21 protein-coding genes are annotated in these 24,342 nt (G+C 66.8%); 3 read left to right on the plus strand and 18 right to left on the minus strand.

Annotation, left to right across the window (positions count from 1 at the left end; all coding sequences use genetic code 11):
* Positions 1 to 6: 6 nt before the first annotated feature.
* From ACZ5KP_RS00415 to ACZ5KP_RS00470, 12 genes are all read right to left on the minus strand, one after another.
* The gene (locus ACZ5KP_RS00415) at positions 7 to 1,413 is read right to left on the minus strand and encodes a class II fumarate hydratase (RefSeq protein WP_460918868.1); all 1,407 of its coding nucleotides are present in this window, start codon (positions 1,411 to 1,413) and stop codon (positions 7 to 9) included.
* A 102-nt stretch (positions 1,414 to 1,515) separates the two neighbouring features.
* The gene (gene fen / locus ACZ5KP_RS00420; protein ID WP_460918869.1) at positions 1,516 to 2,496 is read right to left on the minus strand and encodes a flap endonuclease-1; all 981 of its coding nucleotides are present in this window, start codon (positions 2,494 to 2,496) and stop codon (positions 1,516 to 1,518) included.
* Positions 2,497 to 2,554: 58 nt separating this feature from the next.
* Complete coding sequence (locus tag ACZ5KP_RS00425) at positions 2,555 to 4,321, minus strand: sensor histidine kinase (RefSeq protein ID WP_460918870.1); 1,767 nt, start codon at positions 4,319 to 4,321, stop codon at positions 2,555 to 2,557.
* Between the two features lie 117 nt (positions 4,322 to 4,438).
* Positions 4,439 to 5,026 (minus strand): GNAT family N-acetyltransferase, encoded by a 588-nt coding sequence (locus ACZ5KP_RS00430; protein WP_460918871.1) that lies wholly within the window; start codon positions 5,024 to 5,026, stop codon positions 4,439 to 4,441.
* A gap of 87 nt (positions 5,027 to 5,113) precedes the next feature.
* Positions 5,114 to 5,926, minus strand: coding sequence for a CheR family methyltransferase (locus ACZ5KP_RS00435; protein WP_460918872.1), 813 nt, complete (start codon positions 5,924 to 5,926; stop codon positions 5,114 to 5,116).
* The gene (locus ACZ5KP_RS00440) at positions 5,923 to 6,465 is read right to left on the minus strand and encodes a chemotaxis protein CheD (RefSeq protein ID WP_460918873.1); all 543 of its coding nucleotides are present in this window, start codon (positions 6,463 to 6,465) and stop codon (positions 5,923 to 5,925) included. The genes ACZ5KP_RS00435 and ACZ5KP_RS00440 overlap by 4 nt, the downstream gene beginning before the upstream one ends.
* A gap of 3 nt (positions 6,466 to 6,468) precedes the next feature.
* Positions 6,469 to 7,779, minus strand: a complete 1,311-nt coding sequence (locus tag ACZ5KP_RS00445; RefSeq protein WP_460918874.1) for a chemotaxis protein CheC — start codon at positions 7,777 to 7,779, stop codon at positions 6,469 to 6,471.
* Positions 7,776 to 8,381, minus strand: a complete 606-nt coding sequence (locus ACZ5KP_RS00450; protein WP_248515739.1) for a chemotaxis protein CheC — start codon at positions 8,379 to 8,381, stop codon at positions 7,776 to 7,778. The genes ACZ5KP_RS00445 and ACZ5KP_RS00450 overlap by 4 nt, the downstream gene beginning before the upstream one ends.
* 19 nt (positions 8,382 to 8,400) lie before the next feature.
* The gene (locus ACZ5KP_RS00455; protein ID WP_460918875.1) at positions 8,401 to 12,132 is read right to left on the minus strand and encodes an ATP-binding protein; all 3,732 of its coding nucleotides are present in this window, start codon (positions 12,130 to 12,132) and stop codon (positions 8,401 to 8,403) included.
* Positions 12,125 to 13,345, minus strand: coding sequence for a chemotaxis-specific protein-glutamate methyltransferase CheB (gene cheB, locus ACZ5KP_RS00460; protein ID WP_460918876.1), 1,221 nt, complete (start codon positions 13,343 to 13,345; stop codon positions 12,125 to 12,127). Before cheB ends, ACZ5KP_RS00455 begins: the two co-directional genes overlap by 8 nt.
* The gene (gene cheY, locus ACZ5KP_RS00465; protein ID WP_248515742.1) at positions 13,342 to 13,704 is read right to left on the minus strand and encodes a chemotaxis protein CheY; all 363 of its coding nucleotides are present in this window, start codon (positions 13,702 to 13,704) and stop codon (positions 13,342 to 13,344) included. Before cheY ends, cheB begins: the two co-directional genes overlap by 4 nt.
* 390 nt (positions 13,705 to 14,094) lie before the next feature.
* Entirely contained in the window at positions 14,095 to 14,700 is a 606-nt protein-coding gene (locus ACZ5KP_RS00470; RefSeq protein WP_460918877.1) for a chemotaxis protein CheW, read from the minus strand.
* A 154-nt stretch (positions 14,701 to 14,854) separates the two neighbouring features.
* Here ACZ5KP_RS00470 and ACZ5KP_RS00475 point away from each other — a divergent pair, with 154 nt between their 5' ends.
* Together ACZ5KP_RS00475 and ACZ5KP_RS00480 are read left to right on the plus strand one after the other, a co-directional pair.
* The gene (locus tag ACZ5KP_RS00475) at positions 14,855 to 15,265 is read left to right on the plus strand and encodes a chemotaxis protein CheW (protein WP_460918878.1); all 411 of its coding nucleotides are present in this window, start codon (positions 14,855 to 14,857) and stop codon (positions 15,263 to 15,265) included.
* Positions 15,266 to 15,374: 109 nt separating this feature from the next.
* Entirely contained in the window at positions 15,375 to 15,731 is a 357-nt protein-coding gene (locus ACZ5KP_RS00480; RefSeq protein WP_460918879.1) for an ArsR/SmtB family transcription factor, read from the plus strand.
* Positions 15,732 to 15,834: 103 nt separating this feature from the next.
* Here the strand turns inward: ACZ5KP_RS00480 and ACZ5KP_RS00485 are convergent, their stop codons facing one another.
* The 6 genes from ACZ5KP_RS00485 to ACZ5KP_RS00510 form a co-directional block, all read right to left on the minus strand.
* Positions 15,835 to 16,848: a DMT family transporter gene (locus tag ACZ5KP_RS00485; RefSeq protein WP_460918880.1), complete on the minus strand. Its 1,014-nt coding sequence runs from the start codon at positions 16,846 to 16,848 to the stop codon at positions 15,835 to 15,837.
* A 90-nt stretch (positions 16,849 to 16,938) separates the two neighbouring features.
* A complete protein-coding gene (locus ACZ5KP_RS00490) occupies positions 16,939 to 17,439 on the minus strand; it encodes an SRPBCC family protein (protein WP_460918881.1) in 501 nt (166 codons plus the stop codon).
* A gap of 79 nt (positions 17,440 to 17,518) precedes the next feature.
* Positions 17,519 to 17,875: a four-helix bundle copper-binding protein gene (locus ACZ5KP_RS00495; RefSeq protein WP_460918882.1), complete on the minus strand. Its 357-nt coding sequence runs from the start codon at positions 17,873 to 17,875 to the stop codon at positions 17,519 to 17,521.
* Positions 17,876 to 18,112: 237 nt separating this feature from the next.
* Positions 18,113 to 19,630 carry an HTTM domain-containing protein gene (locus ACZ5KP_RS00500; protein ID WP_460918883.1) on the minus strand — a complete coding sequence of 506 codons (1,518 nt, stop codon included), beginning with the start codon at positions 19,628 to 19,630 and terminating at the stop codon, positions 18,113 to 18,115.
* A gap of 235 nt (positions 19,631 to 19,865) precedes the next feature.
* The gene (locus ACZ5KP_RS00505; RefSeq protein ID WP_460918884.1) at positions 19,866 to 21,011 is read right to left on the minus strand and encodes a metallophosphoesterase family protein; all 1,146 of its coding nucleotides are present in this window, start codon (positions 21,009 to 21,011) and stop codon (positions 19,866 to 19,868) included.
* A 102-nt stretch (positions 21,012 to 21,113) separates the two neighbouring features.
* Positions 21,114 to 23,468, minus strand: a complete 2,355-nt coding sequence (locus ACZ5KP_RS00510) for a heavy metal translocating P-type ATPase (protein ID WP_460918885.1) — start codon at positions 23,466 to 23,468, stop codon at positions 21,114 to 21,116.
* Between the two features lie 97 nt (positions 23,469 to 23,565).
* Between ACZ5KP_RS00510 and ACZ5KP_RS00515 the strand changes: the two genes are divergently transcribed.
* On the plus strand, positions 23,566 to 24,321 hold the full coding sequence (locus ACZ5KP_RS00515; RefSeq protein ID WP_460918886.1) for a sugar phosphate isomerase/epimerase family protein: 756 nt from the start codon (positions 23,566 to 23,568) through the stop codon (positions 24,319 to 24,321).
* Positions 24,322 to 24,342 lie beyond the last annotated feature (21 nt).

A 24,342-nucleotide genomic window follows, 5' to 3' on the forward strand; every position in this document is an offset into this window, starting at 1 on the left:
TTGCGATCAGTCCTCGCCGAGGATCCCCGGTCGGGTCATCGACTCGGGATCGAGGACTTCGTCGGCCTCTTCTTCGGTGAGGTAGCCTTCCCCGACGACGACCTCCCGGACCGTCTTGTCCTCCGCGAGTGCCTGCTTCGCGGCCTTGCTCGCCTTGTCGTAGCCGATGTGAGGGTTCAGCGCCGTCGCGAGCGCCATGGACTGCTCGACCTGGGCCTCGCAGTGAGCCTCGTTGGCCTCGAGTTTCGCAACGAACTTCTCGGCGAAGGCGCCGCTGGCGTTGGCCAGCAGCTCCGTGGATTCGAGGAAGTTGCTCGCGAGCACCGGCTTGTAGAGGTTGAGGTCGAGCTCTCCCCGGGCCGACCCGGCGGAGACCGCGGCGTCGTTGCCGACGACCTGCTTGTGGACCTGGTTGACCGACTCGGCGACGACGGGGTTGATCTTCCCCGGCATGATCGACGAGCCGGGCTGGTTCTCTGGCTGTTCGATCTCGCCGAGCCCGTTACGTGGGCCGGAGGCGAGGAGCCGGAGGTCGTTTGCCATCTTGTTCAGCGAGCCGGCGACCGTACGAAGCGCGCCATGAGCGGCACCCATCGCGTCGTGGGCGGCCTGTGCCTCGAAGTGGTTCTCCGCCTCGTGGAAGGGCAGGCCCGTCTCCTCGGAGATGTACTCGGCGGCGCGCTCGGCAAACTCCTCGTGCGTGTTGAGCCCCGTTCCGACCGCGGTCCCGCCCAGGGCGAGCTCTTCGAGGTGGTCGCCGGCCGTGTCGAGGCGCTCGAGACCGCGTTCGACCTGTGTGCGGTAGCCGCCGAACTCCTGGCCGAGGCGGACCGGAGTAGCGTCCTGGAGATGTGTGCGGCCGGTCTTGACGACGCCGTCGAATTCGTCTTCCTTCGCTGCCAGCTCCTCCTGGAGCATCACGAGCGCGGGGACCAGATCCTTCTCGACGGCCTCGAGCGCAGCGACGTGCATCGCCGTCGGGATCACGTCGTTGCTGGACTGGCCGAAGTTGACGTGATCGTTGGGGTGGACCTCACGGGAGCCGATCTCGCCGCCGACGATCTCCGTCGCACGGTTCGCGATGACCTCGTTGGCGTTCATGTTCGAGGAGGTCCCCGAGCCAGTCTGGAACACGTCGACGGGGAACTGGTCGTCGTGGTCACCGACGATGACCTCGTTCGCTGCGGCGACGATCGCTTCGCCCTTCTCCTCCGGGATCAGGCCGAGATCGAGGTTCGCCTGCGCGGCGGACTTCTTGACGACGCCCAGCGCCCGGACGAACCGACGGCCGAAGGTCCGATCCGAGATCGGGAAGTTCTCGACTGCCCGCTGAGTCTGTGCGCCCCAGTAGGCGTCGGCCGGAACCTGCATCTCGCCGAGACTGTCCCGCTCCGTGCGGTACTCGTCTGTCATGGGTAGGCGTTCACGGGCCGCGAGTAAAACGCACCGGATCTCCTGGCGAGGCCGCCGCTCGAACGGCTCGACGAACGGGCAGAAACGCATCGTGGGCGTCCTCTAACTCCAGCGATCGAGGCCGGTCTGCTGTGTCGCCTCTTGAATCCGCTCGAAGCCGCGATCGACTTCGTCGGGTGCGACGCCCCAGCCGTCGACGACGAACTCCCGCGCGGCGTCGACGTCGGGCGCCACCGTCAGGTCGAGGTCGTAGTCGTCGGTCACTGGCGGATCGAAGAACAAACTCCGGATGCGGTCGGCGTGTGGGAGCTCTTCCCCGCGGTCCTCGAGCACGCCGTAGAGGTCGCCGTGCTCTTTGATCGCCGAGATCGCCGTCTTCGGCCCGATGCCGTGGACGCCGTCGTTGAAGTCCGTGCCACAGAGGATTCCAGCGTCGACGAGCTGCTCGTAGGTGATCTCGTGCTGGTCGAGCGTGGCCTGCAGTTCCATGCGTTCGACGTCGCCGCTGCTCGTCAGATCTCGGTACGTGACCGGCGAGCCGAACAGGAGTGCGTCGTAGTCCTCCGTGCCTGCGGCGTCGACGTCGCCGACGTTCGCCATGTGCGCACACTGGGCCTCTCCCTCGGCGGGCGCTTCGATCACGGGTAGATCGAGGCGTTTCAGGAGCTCGCGAGAGGTCGACTGGATCGTCTCGGTGAGCCGCTGGGTCTGGGATTCGAGTCGCGCGATCTCCGTGGCATCCCCCTCCTCCCTGGCCGCCTCGAGTTGCTCCTCGCGTTTCTCTCTCGCCTCCCGGCGCTCCTCGACCTCGTCGTCTTTGAGATCCGTGACGGCGCCGTCGAAGACGAACACCGGCGTCACGTCGTTCTCGAGGAATCGCGGGACTCCCTGGCAGATGCCGATCAGGTTCGCGACCTCCTCGCCGTTGGGCGTGGTGTAGGCGTCGTCGCGCGTGAACCGAACGACCGTCGTCAGATACCGGTAGAGCCAGTTGTGGGCGTCGATAGCGACCACGTCGCCGGCAAGCGTGTCGATCTGGACCGACTCGATCGCAGCGAGATCCCGCAGTGCGGCGTTCCCCATTGGGTCGTCGTAGGTCGTAGGGGCGCTTGAATCCCGGGTGTTCCCGGTTGGCGTCCCCTCAGTCGGCCCGACGGAGTTCGAGGTCGAACACCGCTCCACGGGGATCGTTATCTTCGATCGTAACCGTTCCGCCGTACTGCTCGACGAGCGTGTCGACGAGATAGAGCCCGATGCCGCTCCCGGGACTGTCGAGGCCCTTGTACCCTCGCCCGAAGACGACATCCTTGCTGTCGTCTGGGATTCCCGGCCCGTCGTCGACGATACGGACCCGCACGGTCTCGTCCGAAACGACGGTCGTGACAGTTACGGTCGGCTCGTCGCGGTCGTGGTGCAGGACGGCATTGTTGAGGAGATTGTGGAAGACGGTGCCCAGCAACGGATTCGCCTCGACGGTGACGGCGGGAATATCCTCGGCCACGAACGTCGCGCTCGGATGCGTCTCGCGCGCAGTCTCGAGGGTAGTTCGCAGGATCGGCCGGAGCTCCGTCGGACCGATCTTCGCCTCCTCGCCCGGTTCCAGGGCGTCCACGAAGTCCCGGAGCGTCTCGGTGAGATCGATCGCGTGCTGCGTACTGTACTGAATGCTCTCGAGCATGGGCTGGCGCTCCTCGTCGACGTGGGGCTGGAGTTCGCCGGCCCAGCCGTTCGCGACGGCCATGTCGTTCCGGATGTCGTGTCGGACGATCCGATTGATCAACAGGAGCTCCTCGTTCACGTCCGCGAGACGCCGCTCGCTCGCCTCGAGATCCCGCTGGAGGCGGACCACGTCGCGGAACACGTACGCCTGCCGCACGGCGAATGCGACGATCACGACTCCGAAGAGGACGGCGTCACCAACGTCGAGCGTTCCACGGTAGCCGAGGACGCCGGCCACGGCGGCCGCCACCACGAGCGGGACGAATGGGTAGACGAGTTCGTGGTACTCGTACCGACGGGACTGGCTGGGAGTGCGCTGCGTGCCGGCGTCGGGGTGGAGCGCTCCGAGCGCGATCGAGAGGTCGCCGAGCAACCAGAAGAGCCCGGTGACGTCGTACACGTAGCCACCGGCGAAGTCGGCCGAAGCGAACCCGATGTCGCCGACTACCCAGGCGAACATCCCCACGGCGATCAGGAGGAGCGACTGCCGCTTCGGGCCGCGGGCGTTGATCGCCAGCACCAGCGCGATCGATGCGACGCCGACGTCGAGAATCGGGTAGCCCAAATTGAACCACGTCTCGAGCGATCCCAGCGTACTCGAGGCGAGCAGCGGACCGAGAACGAAATGCCAGGTCACCAGCAGCAGCCCGCCCGCGATCACGATACCATCGAGCGTGAATCGAATCCACGGGCGTGCGTCCCTGGGATCGACAGCCAGCATACCCAGGCCAGCCACGATGCAGGGATAGGCAGCGAGATAAAACACGTCGGGGACGCCGGGATATGGCACCGATCCAGTGAGGAGGTTGAAGCCGAACCAGACGATCTCGGCGATGGCAGTCAACCACAGTCCCGCCGCCAGTAATCGCCAGCCGCGGTACTCTGCAGCGTCGGCGCGCCTGGCGAGCCTCGTCAGCGCGAATGCGGCCAGCACCGCGCCGAGAGCGACGATCCCGTCCGTGAACAGTTGGGTCGCGCGCTCGCCACCGAACGACGTCTGCACCCAGGTGACTGCGAGGACCAGCCCCGCCAGGGCAGCGACCCAGGCACCGAGATACCACCGCGGCCAGGTGGTCGCCGACGAACTGGGGGAATCGCCGTTGGAACCGGTCGTCGTCGGCGATCGACGGCCGGCGGTTGCCCGCGGTGCAGGTCCGCGGTCAGACTCGTTCGAAGATTCCGTTCCCATATGAACTGATCACGCGTTCGACCATCCCTATCACATTCAGGAAGTAAGGTTAACGCTGATGGCCGTCGCGGTGGTGGAGCGGGGAAAAGAAGGGCCGAGCACGACGTACCCGCCGTTTCAGGACTGCGGCGACGCCTCGACTGTTGGTGGCGGCGTTCCGCCGCTGTGTCGTTCCAGAACCGCTCGCTGCTCCGGTGGCAACTCCCGATCCGCGAATCGGTCGAGTCCCTCGCGGTATCGATCCGTGGATCGTCCTTCCTTCGCCGGCGCTTCGAGTACGAGCTCTCCCATCCCGCTTTCCTCGCCGGTGAACGCGAACCCCGCACGGTAGCAGGCCTGGTACGCGATCGGATTGTTCACGCCGATCCTGACCCGGTCGAACCCCCGTTCGATGGCTCGGTCGGTGACGTACGCGAGCAGAGCGGGTCCGAGCCCCTCGCCGCGACGATCCTCGCGGACGGAGACGTACCGGATCCGGAGCGCGTTCTCGGCGGCACGGTCCTCGTCGAAGGACGCCGCTGCGAGCACGTCGTCGCTCGACGGCGACCAGTCCTCGTCCGCCGGAACTACGACCTCGACCTCGTCATCCACTGCGACCGCGATCCCCGTCCGGCCGGTCGCGAAGTTCCCCGCGTAGGCGAACCGCTCGTGGTCCAGCGTGACTCGTGGCGAGTCGCTCGCCCAGCCGAGTAAGTGCAGCTCCACGGGCGACCGAACGCGGCGCTCCACCGTATGGGCTTCGACGAAGCGTGCCTGCCGGCGTCCAGGCGGCTCCGCTGGGGGCAGCGACGCTCAGGCGCGCTCGTAGATCCGGAGCGTGCTGTCGACGACCTCGAACGCCGACTGGAGCGCCGGCGGAATCGTCTCGGCCTTGCCGATGACGAGGTAGCTGCCCGAACGCATCGACTCCGCGATCGTCGAGAGCACTGGCTGCTTGTACTCGTTGTCGATGTAGATGAAGAGGTTCCGGCACATCACGAGGTCGAACTCCGACTTCGACTCGTCGTTGATGAGGTCGTGTTTCTCGAAGCGAATCGGTGCGCGGACGTTCTGGCGCATCCGGAACCGGTCGCCGGAGCGCTCCACGTAGCTGAGGTAGTTCGAGAGAAACTGGAGCTGTTCGTCGACGTCGATCGTGCGGGTGTTCTCGTAGATGCCGTTGCGGGCGTGTTCGAGGGAGGCCTCGTTGATGTCCGTCGCGCGGATCCGGAGCCGCTCGGCTTCACACCGCGCGTCGTCGTGGGCGAGCATCGACAGCGAGTACGGTTCGCGGCCGTCGGCACACGCTGCACTCCACGCGCGGACGATCGTCCGGTCCTCCATAAGTTCGCGGAGCCGCTCGCGGGTCCCCTCCCAGACGTCGGGGTTGCGGAAGAAGCCGGTGACGTTGATCGAGAGCGCGTCGAGGAGTGCCTGCTGTTCCTCGGGGTTCCCGACGAGGAGGTCGTGGTACTCGTCGAAGGTATCCACGTCTTTCCGGCGAATCCGGGACGTGAACCGACGTTTGAGGTAGCTGTCGTTGTAGTGACTCGTCGCGAACGCCATCTCGTCTTCGACGAACGCCGCGAGCTCCTCGAAGCCGGCGTCGGTGTCGACCTCGCTCACAGTTCAGTCACTCCGTCGTGCTCCGCATCGCCGTCGACCTCGCCGTCGGCAACGGTGATACGAAGCACGCCAGTGGTCGGATCGAACTCGACCGTGCGACCCTTCTTCCCGCCGACGTCTTCGGCGACGAGCGGGACGCCGAGCTTCTCGAGTTCGGCTTTGGCGGCCTCGACGTTCCGGATGCCGACGCCTTCGCCGAAGCTCTCGAACTCGAACATGTCGCTTCCGCCGGCGATCTTGGCTTCCACGTCGGTGTAGGTCGCACCCTCCTCCACCATGCGCCGGAGCAACGCCCGGATCGCCGTGTCGGCAAACTTCCCGGGGTTCGTCGGCTCGGACCCGGCTTCGTCGCCACTGGGAAGCATGACGTGTGCGAGCCCGCCGACCTCGGCCTCGCCGTCGTAGAGCGCGACGGCCAGACACGAGCCCAGCCCGTATGACTTGAGCGTCGTATCGGCGTCGGTGACGACGAACTCGGAGATGCCGACCTGGACCTGCTGCGGGGTCGGTGCACCGGGTTCACTTCCATACGTTTTCATTGGTCAGGCCTCGTCGATCGGGAACTCGGCTTCGATCGGTTCGTCGTCGATGCGATCGACGTCGAGCTGTGAGAGTGCGCGTTCGAGATCGTCTTCGTCGGGAATCGCGTAGATCTCGACGTCGAACTCGCGGTCGGCCGCGCGGACGTGCGTGTCGAAGACGAACGCGAACTCCTGGGAGTCACCGAACTGAAGGACGATCGGGTCCATGACCGCCGCGCCGAGGTCGTGGGAGTACTCCGGTGGCGTGTGGTCGATGTTGGTGTCGAGCACGTTCGCCCAGCCGTCGAGGAAGCCACTCGCCATGATGTTCGAGAGCTCCTTGATCGCGCTCTGGCCCATCTCGCCGAAGGCGTCGTCCGGCGCACTCGGGAGCATTCCCTCGACGACGGTCTCCGCGGAGCTCTCCTCGAAGCAGAAGACGAGGTAGCCACTCGGCGTGCCCTCGAACTCGAAGGCGACGGCGATCAGCTGTCGGTTCCCGAGCTCCTGTGGGATCGCCGACATCGGGACGAAGTTCAGCCGACGGAGTTCGATCTCCGTGTCGAAGCCCGTCATCGTCGAGATGTTGTCCGCGACCTCCTCGGCCCCGCGCTGGGCCATCCGGTCAAAGCCGACCAGCTTGTCGTACTCGATGCCCTCCGTCTCTCGGAGCCGGTCGAGGAGGTCGGCGAAGTCGTCGTGATCGGGGAACAGGTAGTGGGTGAACCCGATCGCCTCGCCGACTGCCTCGATCTGGCTGCGGAACATGATCGCCATGTCCTCTTCGCCGGGCGAGGTCTCGAGCCCCTCGAGGAACGGGTCGGGCTCGGCTCCCTGGACGAACGTGGGTGTCGTCATGTCGATCGCCGTCTCGAGGACGTCGGCCCAGCCGTCGACGAATCCGCTGTTGATGATCTGGCCGACTTCCGACATCGCGGACTGGCTCAGCTCGTCGAACTCGGCGGGTGCGGCGGTTTCACCCGCGTCGGTCCCGGTCGCGTCGACGGCCGTTTCGCCGCCGGAACCGACCGCCGGTGCGGTGTCGTCGAACTGCTCGCCGAGCAGCGTCTCCAGTACGCGACGGGCGCTGTCGGCGTCGAAGACGACCATCGAGTGGCCCTCGATCGCGCCGGAGAGTTCGACGCGAACCCCGACCTTCTCACCGCCGGCAGCCAGTTCCTTCCGGATCTCGTTCCCGCGGACGAAGTTCAGCTTCGTGATGCCGACGCGGGTCTCGACTTCGGCGATCCCTGTCAGCCGGCCGGCCGCGATCCCGGCGCCCTCGCGGGCCATCTCGTGGAAGGTCCCCAGCGCCGTCGTGTCGAGCCTCATGCTGTGGCGGTTTCGAGATTGTTGACCATTTCCACGAACTCCTCGAGGTCGGGGAAGGCGTAGATCTCCGCCTCGATCTCGTAGCTGGGGACGTTGAGACTCGAGTCGAAGAACAGCGCGAGGTCGTCGCCGCCGAGGCCGGCGGTCCGTTCAACGATCTCGCCAGCTGGTGCGTAGACGAGCTGTGGCGTGGCGACGTCGATCGTCGTGCCCAGCACGTCAGCCCAGCCGTCGATGAAGCCCGACGCCATCATGTTGCCGAGCTCCTCGACCGCGGAGCGGGCCATCTCGCCGGAGACGGAGGACATGTCGTCGACCATGTCCGAGAGCATGAGCGCGGTGATCTTCTTCGCGCTCGACTCGGGGAAGAGAATGAGGACGTGGCCGTGTGGGGGTTCCATCAGCCGCGTTCGGACGCCCACGCGCTTGCCGGCGTCGAGCTGGGCTTTGATGTCCTCGATCTCGACGAAGTTCGTGGTCGTCACCTCCATCTGGGCGTCCTCCCCGGTGAGGGTGGACATGTTCTCGGCGACGCCGTTCGTCCCTACTTTTGCCATCTCGTTGATGAAGCTCAACTTCCGGATATCGACCATTAGCGTCATTTGTGAACCTCGTATGCGATCATAGCGTTTCAACGTCCAGGATCGTTACCACGTCCCCGTCACCGAGCACGCTCGCACCACTGAGTCCGGGCACGTCGCCGAGCACCCCTTCGAAGGGTTTCACGACGACCTCCTGTTGCTCGCGGACGCGATCGCAGTGGATCGCGGCCTCGCGAACGTCGTCCCGGAGATGGACGAGCATGCCGGCGTTCGGGTCGGACCGTCCCGGCGTGGACAGCGCTTCGTCCAGCCGGATCAGTTCGCGTCGGTCCTCCCCGCCGTCGCTCACCAGGACTTCCTGCCCGTCCTGGGTCTCGACGTCGACGACCGGACCGATCTCGTCGACGGTCTTGATCGGAATACCGTACTCCTCGCCCCCCACGTCGACGAACAGCACTTCCGCGATCGCGAGCGTCACCGGAAGCTCCATCGTGATCGCCGTCCCCTCGCCGGGCTCGGTGTCGATCGAGACGGTGCCGTCGAGACGGTCTACCGTCTCGGCGACGACGTCCATCCCGACGCCCCGCCCGCTGACGTCGGTGACCTCCGCTGCCGTCGAGAAGCCCGAGTGGAAGATCAACTCGAGGACGTCGTCGTCGTCCATCGAGTCGACCTCGGATCGGGTGTGGATCCCCTCCTCGACAGCCGCGTCGCGAACGGCGTCGGCGTCGATGCCGGCACCGTCGTCCTCGACGGTGATCGTGACGCGATCTCGCTCGCGGGTGGCCCGGAGTTCGACGGAGCCTTCCGCGGGCTTGCCGGCGGCCTCGCGTTCCTCGGGCGACTCGATACCGTGGTCCACCGCGTTCCGGACCAGGTGAACGAGTGGGTCGCCGATCTCGTCGAGGATCGAGCGGTCGAGCTCGACGTCCTCGCCGATCATCTCGAGATCGACGGTCTTGTCCTCCTCTCGTGCGACGTCGCGGACGATCCGCGGTAGCTTGTTGACGGCCGTGCGCAGCGGGACGAGCCGGACGTCCATGACGGTGTCCTGGAGCTCGCTCGTCACGTCTTCCAGGTCGTCGAGTTCGTCCTCGAGCACCTCGCGGGGCTCGTTCTCGATCAGCGCGCGGCGGAGTCGAGCTCGGCTGGTGACCAGCCCCTCGACCATGTTCAGCATGCTGTCGAGCGCCTCGACGTCGACGCGAATCGACTGCGTCCCCGCAGCGGCTGCCGCTGCGTCTTCTTCGCGGCGTGGGACGCCGAGACTCCGGATCCGCTCGATCCGTTCCTCGTCGACGTCCGGGCCGTCGTCTTCGGCCTCGGCTGCGTCGCTGAAACCGGGGTCGTCGAGCGCGTCGGCCGGAGCGTCGTGGTCGCCGGACTGGTCGTCTGCCGAGGCGGCGTCGGCGTCGAGCCGTTCGCTTGCCTCGGTTTCGTCGTCGAATTCGTCGTCGAATCCTGCGTCGGTCTCGCTCTCGATTCGTGCCCCCGAACCGACCTCGTCGGCGTCGATCGCTTCGATGGTCTCCTCGTCGCCGGCCGGCGCCTCGCTGCCCGCGACGGCAGAACCGTCCAGATCGAGCACGCTGTCGTCGTCACCGAATCCGTCGACTTCTTCGACGTCGTCGTCCGTCTCCGCGGCGGCAGTGCCGGCGTCGGGATCGAGGTCGGCAGCGGCCGATCCGTCGCCAAAGGAGTCGTCTTCGAGGGCTTCGCCGACGTCGAGCCCCTCGTCGACAGAAGCTGCGACGCCGGATTCCTCGTCGTCTTCGGCGCCGGCGATCGTGCCGTCTCCGAAGTCGATGTCCGCTTCGTCGAGGTCGAACGCGTCGTCCGTCGTTTCCGCGTCTGTGGAATCGTCAGTCGATTCCGTCGCAGCCTCGTCGATCGCTTCGGCTTCCATCTCGCCGAAGGAGTCGTCGAGATCGAGTTCGTCGGCACCGGCGGGCACCTCGTCGGGCTCGTCCGTCGGATCGTCGACGGATTCGTCCGAGAGATCGAGGCCCCCTTCGCCGAAGGACTGGGCGCTTTCGTCGAGGGGCTCCGAATCGAGCATCGCTGCCGCGTCGAACGTCTCGTCGTCGGCAGTCACGTCCTCGACCACCGGGTCGGCCTCGTCGTCGGCCGTCGGGGTGGATTCGTCAGTCTCTGTCTCGGACGCTTCCTCAGCAGCCGGATCAGAGGACTCGAGTTCCGTAGCGACGTCGTCGTCAGTCGCCGATTCGTCGGCGTCGGCGGTTGCCGCTGCATCGGCCTCGACGGCAGTTTCCGTCGTGGCGACCTCCTCGGCTGTGGTAGGATCGGAATCCGCTCCGGTAGCCGCGTCCGCTTCGACCGAGGGGTCCGGCTCGGGCGACGGTGCGTCCGCGGATTCCGCGTCGTCGGCTCCACCGAAGAGGTCCTCTGCGGTGGCGTCCGGCCCGCCGTCGTCCGCCGCGGCCACGTCGCCAGCGTCCTCCGTCTCGAGGCGTTCGTCGGCGCCAGTCGCGTCGTCATCGTCGACGACGGCCGCCGCAGCGTCCTCGGCGGCCGCAGCGGTCACGGCCGACTCCGCGAAGGCCCCGTCGTCCGCGAGCTCGTCGTCGTCCAGCAGCTCGTCGAAGCCGACCTCGTCGTCGCTGTCGTACTCGTCGAACTCGAGGTCTGCCAGCTCGTCCTGGAGTTCGTCGAACCCGACGGGATCGACCTCCTCTTTGAGCTTGGCGAACTCCGCCGCCGCGTCTTCGACTTCCTCGTCGTCGGCCGCGTCGCCCGCGTCGGGTGCGGCAGCATCGACGCCCTCGTCCGTCGCGCCGGCGTCGGCCGCCGCTCCGTCGTCTGCGGGCGCGTCGTCGTTTCCGGCGTCGGCAGCCGGCCCGATGTCGACGTCGTCCCCGGTGATACCGAGGTCGGCGAAGGAGCCCGCGTCGCCGAGGTCCTCGAACTCGGACGTGTCACCGACGTCTTCGGCCATCTCGTCCAGGTCGTCGAACTGGTCGACGTCTTCGTCCTCGAGCAGTTCGTCGACTGAGAGCTCCGCGGGATCCGCTTCGTCGCCATCGACGGCCGCGGTCCCGCCTGCGGCTGCAGTATCGTGGGCGTCGGCGGAATCGTCCGCGAACGCCTCGGCCCGTTCGGTCACGTCGGTGATGACCTGATCGCCCACCGCGTCGACGGGTTCGAGCGCGGCTTCGACCGCTGCGCGCTGGACGACGCTCGCGAACGCCGCGTCGATCGTGCCGTCGTAGTCGCCTGCGTCGATCGTCTCGCCGCTGGGGTCCGTTCCGAGCAGCTCGAACGCGTCGTCGAGCGCGTCGACGACGGCCCTGCCGTGTACCGCGGGGTCACCGGCCACGTCGAGCCGTACGTGGTAGACGCTGTGGTCGTCGTCCGAGGGCGTCGCGGTGGATTCGAGCAGCTCTTCGACCTCGGCGTCGGTCGGCGCGGCGAGCCCCTCTGCGTCCGCGTACTCGCGAATCGCCGCGATCTCCGCGTCGGCCGAGCGGGTAACTTCGCCGTGCTCGACGGCTTCGGAGATCATCGCGTCGAGTTCGTCGACGCCGTCGAAGATCGCGTCCATGACCTCCGGCGAAACGGCGACGCGGTTCGAGCGGATCGCCTCGAGGAGATCCTCGATCGCGTGCGCGAGGTCCTCCGCGGGCTCGAACCCCATCGCGCCGCAGTTGCCCTTGAGGGTGTGGGCGGTCCGGAAGATCTGGTTCATCGCCGCCTCGTCGCTCGGATCGTCCTCGAACTCGAGAAGCGCGTTGTTCAGCTCCGTGATCTGCTCCTCGCTCTCGCGTGCGAACGCGTCGAGATAATCAGCCATTCACGTTCACCTCCGGAGGGTCGCTCGCGTCCTGATCGATCGCGATCTCGACCAGCGCCTCGACGACGTCGTCGTCTGCGACGACGCGATCGACGTCGCCGGTCGCTACCGCCTGTTTCGGGATGCCGTAGACCGGCGCGCTCTCCTCGTCCTGGGCGATCGTCACACCGCCGACGCCCTTGATCGCGCTGATGCCCTGGGCGCCGTCCCGGCCCATGCCGGTGAGCGCGACGCCGATCAACCGCCCGTCGATTTCGCGCGCCGCCGAGAGCATCGTCACGTCGATCGCTGGCCGAACGCCGTGGAGGCGCTCGGATTCGGTGAGTCGTACCTTGCAGTGTTCCGGTCCGGAGTAGGCGACCTCCATGTGGTAGTCGCCGCGGGCGATGACTGCCTCACCGGGCGTCACGCGCGCACCGTCGGCTGCCTCGCGGATCGCGTACTCGCTGAACCCGTCGAGTCGGCGCGAGAGTCGGTCCGTGAAGCTCGCCGGCATGTGCTGGACGATCAGCACTCTAGCGTTCAGTTCTGCGGGGAGCTCAGTGAGAATGCGTTCGAGCACTCGGGGCCCGCCCGTCGACGCGCCGATCACGATCGTCGGCGAGCCGTCGTAGCTCGCGGGAACGGCGCTCTCGTCTGCGCCGTCGATCGACGGGTCCGCGTGGCCGGCTCCGCTGGCAGTCGGGCCACCGAAAGTCGTGCTTGCCGATTCGCCGCTACTGAGTGCCTGTTCGACGGTCGCACTCGCTTCACGAACGACCGCCTCCGCGTCAGCCGCGGTCCGCGCTGCCGACGCTGCTCGCGAGGTCGCCACAGTCCCAACGTCCGCGCCTTCGACGGCTTCGACGGTCTCGATCAGCTCGTCTTCGAGCTGGCCGATGTCCGCCGAGATCTCGCCGCTGGGTTTGGGAAGGAAGTCGATCGCGCCGCGGGAGAGCGCGTCGAGCGTCGCGTCCGCACCCTCCTTCGTGTAGGCGCTGAGCATGAGGATCGGCGTCGGATGCTCCGCCATGATCTCCTCGACGGCGTCGATGCCGCCCATCCCGGGCATCTCGACGTCCATCGTGACGACGTCCGGTTCGTGCTCGGCCACTGCGTCGATCGCTGTCTCGCCGTCGCTCGCGGTTACCACCTCGTACCCGTGCTCACTCAGCACCTCAGAGAGCACGGTACGCATGAACTGCGAGTCGTCGACGACGAGTACCTCACTCATGCGGGGACGACGTCCTTGAGAGCCTTTCTGACGCTCGGTTCTTCGAACGGCTTCGTGACGTAGCCGTCGGCACCGGCCTTGACGGCGAGTTTCATCTTCTCGCGCTGGCCGACGCTCGTGCACATGATGACTCGCGCGTCGGAATCCAGCTTCTTGATCGCCGCCGTGGCCTTGATTCCGTTACATTTCGGCATCACGATGTCCATCATCACGATGTCGGGCTCGTGCTCCTTGTACAGCTTCACCGCTTCGGCACCGTTGGACGCCTCTCCCACGATGTGGTACTCCTCCTCGAGTATCTGCCTGAGGAGGTTCCGCATAAAATGAGAGTCGTCTACGATGAGGACCCCTGTCGACATTTGGTACACCACGAGCGGATTGGCGAAGGCGCACCATAAATGCTACCGCCACAGTATCGGATGTGATAACATTCGTCGGGGAGCGCGGTACCCGCTCGCTACCGGTCCCACGTCGGCCGCTACGGCCGTGAGACCGCCTCCGAGCCCTACTCTCCGATGGTGGATCCGCGAACTGCCACCCGGATCGCGGCCCAGCGGGGGCCGCCGATCGTGGTGGTAGGGACATCCTGTCGAGAGAGAGAGAGAGTGATTGTGAAAGAGCGAATGGGTGAGAGTAGATGAGAATGGGTGAAAGTGAGAGTTTGAGAGAGTGAGAGAGAACGAACCGAGATTCAGCAACGTCCAACCGAGGCAAACTCGGATCGACGACCGAAGGAGCGGCGACGGTGCTCAGACGCTGACCGTACGAGCGACGTCGAGCACCTCGTTCACGTCGACGATCGGCGCGTACGTGTAGCCGTCGTCGCCGTCCTGCTCACGAATGACGCCAGCGACGAGTGGGTCGTCGAGGAGTTCGGTCACGTGCTCCACGTCGGCGTCGACGTCGTCGGGCTCCAGGACGACCTGGGAGACGGGAATCGCCTCGACGCCCTCGACGACGTCCACGCGAATGCCGGAGTTCCCCTGACCCGGCCCAGTCGCGAAGACGATCAGTTCCTGGAGATCGATCGCGCGGTCGGATTCGGGGAGGTCGAAGAGGACGCGCGGATCGATCACCGCGGTGATCTCCCCGCGGAGGTCCGTGATCCCGTCGATCGCCTCGGACGTGCGGGGTACGCGGGTTCGTTCGCCGACGTCGACGAGCCGCCGAACGGCGTTGACGTGGAGCGCATACTCCTCGTCGCCGAGCGAGAAACGGACGAACTGCTCGCGTTCCTCCTGTTCCTCGGGCGACGACGCGTCGTCTTGGGTCTCGCCCAGCGCTACGTCTGGCTCCGTTTCCTCGTCGATATCGAGCTCTTCTTCGATGCCGATGAGCTCCTCCGGCAGCTCCATCGCATTTCCGCAGGACGGCCGTCCTGTTAAGTCTGACCCCCGCTGGTCGAGCGGGCTCGCTGCCTCGACCACTCGGCCGGACGGTTTCTTCCGAGGGATCGAGATTATTCATTGACAGAAGCAGTTACAACGATGGTCTTCTGATCGAAAATGAATGGGCAATCAGTGTGGCGATCGCACGAGTGGAATCGACGTCCTGCCCCTGTTCGTCGGCGAGGAGACCTACGCCGTGAAGCTCGACAGGGTCGCCACGGTGCTCCGCACCGGCGTGCTGGACGACGCCGATCCCGGATCCGTGATCGACGTCGCCGATCACACCGTGGAGATCGCCGATGCGGCGTCGCTACTGGGCGAGCGATCCGGCGAAGTGACTGCCGTCGTCGTCTTCCACGGAAAGGGGACCAGCGGACACGTTCCCGGGTGGCTCGTCGCCGAGGTCGGCGATCCAACGAACGTCGAGGAGATCCGTGCCACCGTCGGTTCGATCCGCCACGTCCGCGGGAAGGTCCGAATCGACGGCGACGACGTGGTGTTGATCGATCCGATCCGGATCCACCGATCGTGATCGACGGCTTCCTTCGAGTCTGGACGCCCAAGAGCGCAGGAACGGACTGACGAACCGCCGGTTCGAGCGCCCCAAAGATTCAAACCCACCTCCCCGGAACAACGCCGTCATGGCGAGGGAGACGGCCGAGGATCCGAACGTGGTCGAATCAGTGCTGGCTGCCCTCGGCGGCAAGTACGCCGCGCGGATCCTCGCCGCACTCGACCGCCCCACCTCGGCACAGGAGCTCAGCGACGACCTCGGCATCCCCATCGCGACCTGTTACCGGCGTATCGAGGAGTTAGAATCGGCGGGCCTGTTGACGTGTGAGGGCCAGCAGACCTCCAGCCGTGGCCGGCGAACCAGCGTCTACCGCAGGACGATCGACGGCGTCGACCTCTCGCTCGACGGCGATGGACCAACTCTCGACCTCGAGGACGGGCCCGACGACGTCGATGACGGCACGCGATCGAACGGCGCGCATTGAACACACTCACTCTCTCACTCTCCCACACTCACTAACTCTCTCTTTCTCTCGCTTCATTTTCCACTCCCATTCCACTCCCATGCTCGACCGAGCTCTCGATCGACTACTCCTTCGACCGTTCCGTCGGCCCCGTCGGGTCTCGAGGCCGTTCGGACGACTGGCCAGCCGTCGCCGTCACGTAGATGCCAGCGAGCACGACCCCCATCGCGAGCACCGTGCCGACGCCGACGATCTCGCCCAGCAGGACGACGCCGAGCAGCGTCGCACCCACTGGCTCGCCGAGTAGAGCGACGCTGACCACAGTCGACCGGAGGTGTTCGAGGGTCCAGTTGACCACGGTGTGACCGAGGAGCCCGGGCCCGAGCGCCATCGCCCCGAAGAGGAGCCACTCCTCGGCGGGGTAACCGACGAACGCGCCTCCGTCGACGACCGCAGTACCACTATCGGTCGCTCGCCCATTGACGAGCAGATCGAGCATCGCGCCGCCGTCGATCGCGACGACGACGCAGAGCGTGCAGACGCAGGCCGCGTAGACGACGCTCACGTAGGGGAGAATCGAGATCCGCTGGCGGAGCGACCGGCCCGCGAGGACGTATCCCGCGCCTGCGATCGCACCGGTGACGGCGAGGACGGCACCCACGACGGCCGACCCACCCGCAGGCACCGAGGCGCCGCTCTGGACGACTGTCAGCAGTGCTGCTCCCGACACCGCGAGCAGAATTCCCAGCACCGTCCGTCGATCGACGCGTTCGCCGAGTGCGAGCGCGGCGCCGATCGCGACGAACACCGGCTGCGTCTGGACGAGCGTCACGGAGGCCGCGACGCTCGTCCAGGCGAGGCTCTCGAACCACGCGACGAAGTGGACCGCGAGTGCGACGCCAGCGACGCCCGCGACGACGAGATCGCGGCGAGAAATGCGACCGAACTCCTCCCGATGGCGCGCCAGCGCGAGCGGCCCGACCGCGAGGAGCGTAAAGAGCACGCGATAGAACGCGATTGCGTCGCTCGGCGCGTCGCTCCAGCGCACGAGAATCGCGCTCCAGGCCACGCCGAACACGGCGACCGCGAGCGCGAGGTGGGCGATCGACCAGGAGCGACGCGTGACGCTGGCGGACACGTCTGGTTCGTGATGCCCGGAGGTCTTGCACGTTGTGGGCCGGGCCGGGTCGGTACGCACCGCCGGACGAACTGTGACCGTTCCGACCGATCACCCCTCGAGGATCGCCCGCGTTCGCCGGTGTCGGTGTCGAAACGCGGGCGCGAAGCCGAGCACCATCGCACGTGCCACCACGCTGCCGACGGGCCCGAGCGGCAGTCGGTACTCGACGTGATCCCGGACGATCGTTTCGTCACCGCCTTTTGCCCCGTCGCCGTCGGCGTAGAACGCGTGCGTGTGCTTCCACTCGGCGAATGGACCCCCGATCATGCGATCGCAGAAGAGCCCCGCTCCGTCGCTTCGCTCGCGGCGCTCGATGACGGACGTCACGCGCTGGCGGGGGCCGACGCCGAAGGGTCGAACCGAGAGGTCGATCGTCGATCCCTCGAAGAGTTCGGCCGGATCGGGCTCGCCGTCGGGGCCCGTGACGGACTCGACCCGCAGACCCAGCCACTCCGGCGTGAGCGCTTCGAGCCCGTCGGTCGTCGCGTGGAACTCCCAGACCGGCTCGAGCGGTGCCCGGACCCGCGTTTCCTGTTCGTAGACCGCCACGGCTCTCTCGAGGGGTCGGTCGGGCAAAATAGCGTCGCCGCGATGGTCGACGGACGATCGTCGGTCGTGGTGCTACGATCTACGCTGACGCCATCGAACGACAGCTCTCGGCGCACTCCGGGAGGATCTCCGCACAGGCCTGGCAGTGATCGGCGTCGTGGTTGCTGCACTCCTCCGCACACGCCTCGCAGGCGTCCGCGCAGGCCTCGGCGATCTGTTCGCTGTACCGCGAATTCCGCGCGATGAATCGCGCGTGGAGCGACGCGAGATCCGTCACGTCCCGGCAGAGCCGGGCGCACTCCTCCATCTCCTCGTCGCCGAGACAGGCGTCCGCACACCACTCGCAGATCTCGACGGCCTCGTTACACAGCTCGATGCATTCGCGTTCCTCCTCGCTCAGTGTGTCGATCTTGGAGACAGTTTCTGCCAGGGACATCGAGTGGACGAACGCCGTCGTGCCGTTTCGTTATACGCGGTGTAGCGCGGAGTAACGTGCGGGCCATCGACCGCCGCCCGCTCCGCTGAACGGTAAGGTGCGTACAGCGGTTCGGTACGATCTCGATCGAGTCGGTAAGGTCCGTGCCGTGGAGAACTCCACGCCGTGGGAATCGCGACTGACGGGCGTCCGCAGTGGACTCTCGAAACGCTCGGCCACAGGTGATGATCGGCAGGCCTAGTCCTGGACGAGCGGCCCCGAACAGTCGTAGGTCGCGAACCGGGTCCGCTGGATTTCCGTATCGGGGCCGAACGGCGTCTCCTGTTCGTGGAGGCCGTGGAGGTCGACGCTCTCCATCTGCACGTCGTGGGTGCGGTTCCACTTCCCGCAGAGGTAGTTCGAAAGGTAGGACTCGTGGTTGTCGTTCCCCGCGGTGAACACATTGGCGAGATACTTGCGCCACCGCGCCGTACCCGCACGGTCGGCCGGGTTCGGCGGCCGATCCCAGGTTACGTTGCCGCCGGTGAACGCGTCGACGCGTTCGCCGTTCTCGAGGGTCGCTTCGGCGACGAACCACCGGGTGTCCTTGAGCGGATTGGGTGCGAACAGTTTCCAGCTCTGGGCAGTGTCGGTCTTGTCCAGCAGGATCTGTCCCCGTTCGGGCGGTTCCGCCGCGTAGCCCAGCGCGTGGGCGTTCGACATGACGATCAGGACGATGAAGACGGCCGGGATCACGGTCGAGAGGATGGGTCGGACGCCGGGGATGTCTCCCGGAAACGGGACCGCGGGGAGTTTTTCGCCGATCCCGGCTGGCGCGTCGTCGCTGTCGTCGTTGCCGGCGGGCGCATCCCCCTGGCTCGCGATCCTGTCACGGACGCCAGCGACCCTTCCACGGAGTCCCTCGATCGGGTCGCGCTCGGCGAGTCGCCTCGCCGTCGCTTCGACACGGTCCCAGACGACTGGCGGGTAGAACAGGAGGATCCCGACGACCACGACCAGCGGGAAGATCGCGATCTGCAGAGTCAGGGCCATCCCAAGATGCATCCCGACGAATCCGGTCGCGATCACTGCACGCGGCCAGCCGGTGAGCACGAAGAGGAACGGCGAGAGTGCCATCAGGAAGAGCCAGCCCCACGTGAACAGGGTCAACAGGTTCGTATACTCCGCGAGATATGGGCCGAGGAACACGCTGAACTGGCCGAGATGCAGAATGTACGCGACGGCGTCGCCCTGCAGCCAATCTTCGCCCCTGGTCTTGTGGACGAAGTTCGAGACGTACATGAGCACGATCTGGACGAGGACGGCGACCGTGGCCATCGTCGCGACGCTCGCCCGATCGCGATCGATCCGTCGGGCGTCGATCGACCAGCGCTCGCCGAGCGGGAGGAAGATCGCCCAGAACGCGAGGAGGCGGAGGAGAATGTCACCGCCGTTGAGCACCATCGGATTCCGGTTGTGGAGCGAGAACAGGAGCAGGAAGGAGACGAGCGTGACGGTCCGCGTCCTGTAGCCGAGGATCAACGCGATCCCGAAAGCCGCGGCGACGACGAACAACAGCGCGACGAGCCACCACTCGCCCAACCACGCGTGGATGGAGTGGACGTCGGTGTAATCCGCGTAGAGCGCTTTCGTCGGAAGCACCCCGTCGTTCGTGTAGAAGGCCGTGAAGTCCCGGGAGCGCAGCAGTAGATCGAGGACGATCAGCGAGCCGAGCCCGATGCGGAACGCCGCGAGAGCACGCAGATCGATCGACACGCGTCGCTCGAGAGCGGCACCGGCCGCGTCGGCGCCAGCGAGAACGGTCGCTTTCCACCCCTCGGCGCGGGTGGCTGCCGTCGAGTCCGTGATGTCGGGAAGGGAGGCGCCGACCCATTATATCTTTGCGGTAAGAACGACGCCCGTTTGCGTCTTTGCTCGCCTGCTCGGTGCAGCCGTGACCGTGCATCGTGGGACCGCGACCGTGCATCGAGTGGCGGAATCCGCGTGCGCGTTATCGACCCTCCACGTCGGTCTCGCTGACCCGGACGTAGGTGCGCTCCTCCCGATCGAAGATTGCCTCGTCTTCGATCGTTCCGGCCTCGCTCAGCGCCCGCAACGCCGAGCTATCCAGCTCGAGCACGTCCAGCGGATGGACGCCGACCTGCCGGAGCGCGTCGAACACTTCCCGCTCGGACTTCGTCACGCGACGCTGTGACGTCGTCCGGTTCACGGTCGCGTACTCGCCCTGGATTCGGGTGTCTTCGTGGACGCGATCGAGTAGCGCTTCCCTGATTTCCTGGCGGCGGTCGTCGAACAGCTCCTTCGCTCGCGCAGTGAGCCCGTAGAGGTCCGCGAGCGTCGCGAGGTCGGCGTTCCCGAGATCCGACGGTTCGTGATCCAGTGCGGCGCGGAGCGCTTCGATTTCGTCGGACACGGCGGTCCGCGTGAGCGGGACTCGCTCGTGGTCGTGCTCGTCCGTACCGGCAGTGATCAGTGTTGCCGTCGGAACGGCGTCGTCCCCCCGGTGTTCCGGGTTCGTCGAACCGGCGTAGGATACGCGGTAATCGAAGTCGTCGTGTGCCCAGCTGGCCGGCTCGTCGGTACCTCCAGCGAAGATCTCGTCGACGAACACGTCGGTCGCTTCCATCGCGTCGAAGGCCGAGATGTCGGCGTCGTCGTTCGCGAGCGGCGGCCAGATTCGCTGATTCACCGCGACGACGTTGTGGGTGTACCCCTCGGCCGGTTCGAGTGCGTCCAGTGCCCGTCGCAGTTCCTGCTCGCTCTCGACGTGGTCGATGCCGTAGAGCGTCACGTCGCCGATCGCCGTGGGCTTTGCACCGGGCGCGTGGACGCCCGGATCCTCGCGGAGGCGCTCGATCGCATCGCCGTCGCTCGTCGCCTCGCGAGCGCCTCTCAGGACGAATACGGGGATTCCGGCGTCGTCGAGCTGTGCGAAGGTCCTGTGGACTGCCTCGACGGTCTCGTCGGCGGGCGCAGGCGAGCGAAAGAGGTTGCCCGTGTGGACGACGGCGTCGACGTCCCGGTCGATCGCCCGCCGAGCGACGACCGGGAGCCCACCGAGGTCCACGGCGCCGTCGTTCGAACTGCGACTGGCGAACGCCATCGAGTCGCTCACGTGGAGCAGCGTCTCGGCCATGTGACTGCTTGGCGCCGTCATCGCGTAAAGACATTCACACCGTACTTGCCAGTCGCTGACGCTCCAGAGGAGTAAGCCGCTGGTTCGGAAGAGCTCCGCGAGTCAGCCCCGGAACCCGAGGAGCCGCAGGCCGTTGAGCGAGACCAGGACCGTCGATCCCTCGTGACCGACGACGGCGAGCGGCAACGGGATGCCCTGTGTGAGGATCGCGACGATCATCACGGCGATCGCGCCGAAGGCGATCGCGAAGTTCACGTAGAGCGTGCGCTGGGTCCTGCGCCCGAGCCCGAGCGCGTACGGCAGCTTCGAAACGTCGTCGGACATCAACACGACGTCGGCAGTTTCGAGCGCGACGTCCGTCCCGGCACCGCCCATCGCGACGCCGACGTCTGCCGTCGCCAGTGCGGGTGCGTCGTTGACGCCGTCGCCGACCATCGCGACGGTATCGTGCTCGGCGACGAGCTGACTGACGCGCTCGACTTTCTGCTCGGGGAGAAGCTCTGCCCCGACGGTGTCGATGCCGAGCTGTTCGGCGACGCGATCGGCCACGGCCTGGTTGTCGCCAGTCAGCACGACGATCTCCTCGACGCCAAGGTTCCGGAGGTCCTGAATCATCTCGGCGGCACCTTCGCGAATCTCGTCGCTGAAGGCGAGCCAGCCGAGCACGACGCGTTCGTCTCCGTCCTCGGCCGTGACGAGCACGCTCGTCTTCCCGTCCTGCTGGAGCGTAGCGAGTGCTTCGAGCCCGGCCTCCAGCCCCTCGGGATCGGAGCCATCGAGCGTCTCGTAGTAGCGGGGGTTCCCGATGTGGATCGTCCGGCCGTCGACGGTCGCGCTGACGCCTTTGCCGACGGTGGCCTGGAACCCGCTCGCGTCGGGAACCTCGAGGTGCCGCTCCTCGGCAGCCTCGACGGTCGCCTCCGCGAGGTGGTGTTCGGAACGTTTCTGGACTGCGGCGCAGATCGCGAGGAGCCGATCCTCGGTCAGCCCGGCATCGTCGAGTGTCGCCCCCGACGCGACCTCGACGTCGGTCAGGCTCGTGTCGCCCTCGGTCAGCGTCCCGGTCTTGTCGAACGCGACGGCGTCGACCGTAGCGACGCTCTCGACGTGCTCGCCGCCTTTGAAGAGGACGCCCTGGCGTGCACCGGCAGTGATGGCCGAGAGCACCGCAGCAGGCGTCGAAATCACGACGGCACAGGGCGATGCGGCGACCATGAGCGTCATCGCCCGGTAGATCGTCGGTCCCTGGTCCGCGCCGAGGGCCAGCGGGACGGCGATCGCGGCTACCGTCATGCCCAGCACGGCGAGCACGTACGGTTGCTCGAGGCGATCGATGAGGCGCTGGGTCGGCGCGCGCTCGCTGTGGGCCTCCTCGACCATGTGGATCAGTCGGGCGATCGCGGACTCGTGGGCCTGCCGCGTGACGCGGATCTCGAGGCTGCCGTTCTCGGTGATCGTCCCGCCGAAGACCTCGTCGCCGGGCGCTTTCGGGACCGGAACGGACTCCCCGGTCAACGACGCCTGGTCGACGGTGCTCTCTCCGGATTCGACGACCCCGTCCAGCGGAATCCGATCTCCCGGCCGAACCACGATCGTGTCGTCGATCGCGACGTCGTCGATCGGAACCGTCACCTCCTCGCCGTCCCGGAGAACCTCCGCGGATTCGGGACGCATCTGCAACAGCGAGCGAATCGCCCGTCGCGAACGGCCGGTCGCGTAGTGCTGCAGGGTGTTCGACAGCGAGAACAGGAAGAGGAGCATCGCCCCCTCGAACGGCGCGCCGATCGCCAGCGCGCCCAGCGCCGCGAGAATCATCAACAGGTCGATGTCGACCGCTCGCTGGCGCAGGACGTCGATACTCCCGAGCAGCCCGTACCAGCCGCCGAAGACGTACGCTGCGCCGTAACCGGCCCAGACGACGGTCGCCGGTGCGTCGAACCAGCTGCCGAGGAGTCCGGTGACCATCCCGAGCAGCGTGATCCCGACGAACGCCGCCTCGCGACGGAGTTTCGCCCGGTCCGCGTCGAGGCCCGCTTCGGTTTCGGTGGCAGTCGGTCCGTCGTCGGCCGCTTCCGGCCGACCGGTTCGATCGAGCCCACGGCGGCGAACGACCGATTCGATCTCCGTGGCCGAGGTCACGCCCCCGTCGTAGGTCACGCGAACCTGGCCCGTTCGGAACGACGCCGTCGCGTCGACGACGCCGGGTTGCCGCTCGAGGTGCCGTTCGAGCGCCAGCGATCCGGATTCGCTGCTCCGGGCACCGCTGGGATCGAACTCGATCGTGCAGTGGGCCGGCGGCCCCGCCTTGAGTTCGCTCAGTTCGCGGGCCGTGCGTTCGACCGATCCGTTGCCGTCGGGGTCGAAGACGATGCGTCCAGCGTCGGTGTCGACGACGGCCCGGCCGACCCCGTCACCGTCAGCCCCGTCACGGGGCTCGTTTCCTGTCGGGTCGGCCATCCAATGTCAGGGATTGTCGCGAGTTCGGCTTCAACGTGTCGCCAGCTCCTGGACACCGACAACCGGGCGTTAAGGGTCCCGGGGACGAAGCGGCACTATGGACGTCGGCGTGACCGTCGGGGACTCGATCGAGCGGCTCGAGCGGGTCGGCGAACCCTTCGACTTCGTCGAGGTTGGCGTGGGCGAAGCACAGCCACTTCCGAGGGACGCGGCCGCCCCGGAACTTCGCGAGGCGCTCGCCGCGACCGACAGCGACCTCTGCGTGCACCTTCCCTTCCAGCAGGTCGTCGCGACGCCGGTCGCCCAGCTCAACGACGCGATCGTCGACTACCTCGGCAACCTGCTCGCCTGGGCGGGGGCGCTCGACGCGCGGAAGGCAGTCCTCCACGCGACCGCGCGAAACCCCTACGACACGGATCTCCGCCCCACGATCGGCACTCAGATCGAACGGATCGCGGCGGTCGGCGCCGAGCACGGCGTCGAGGTCGTCGTCGAGAACGTCGGCCACCAGAAGAAGGGCGTCCAGCTCTCCGTGCTGGCCGAGCTCGCGCGGGACGCCGACGTGCCGGTCTGTTTCGACGTCGGCCACGCGTACATGGAAGACGGAAACGACGCGATCGATCGATTCCTCGAACGGAACGCGGCGCTCGTCTCCCACCTCCACGTCCACGACGCGCGATCACGAGGGGACACCCACGTTCCGATCGGTGCTGGAGAGATCGACTACGAGATCGTCGGCGAACAGCTGGGCGGGTTCGACGGGACGGTCGCCGTCGAAGTGTTCTGTGACGATTCGCCGTTGCTCCGGGACTCGGCCGAGCGGGCCGTCTCGGCGCTCGGCGGCGATTTCTGAGGGCGTGCGTGCGGCGGACGG

The sequence above is a fragment of the Salinarchaeum chitinilyticum genome (assembly GCF_055390775.1).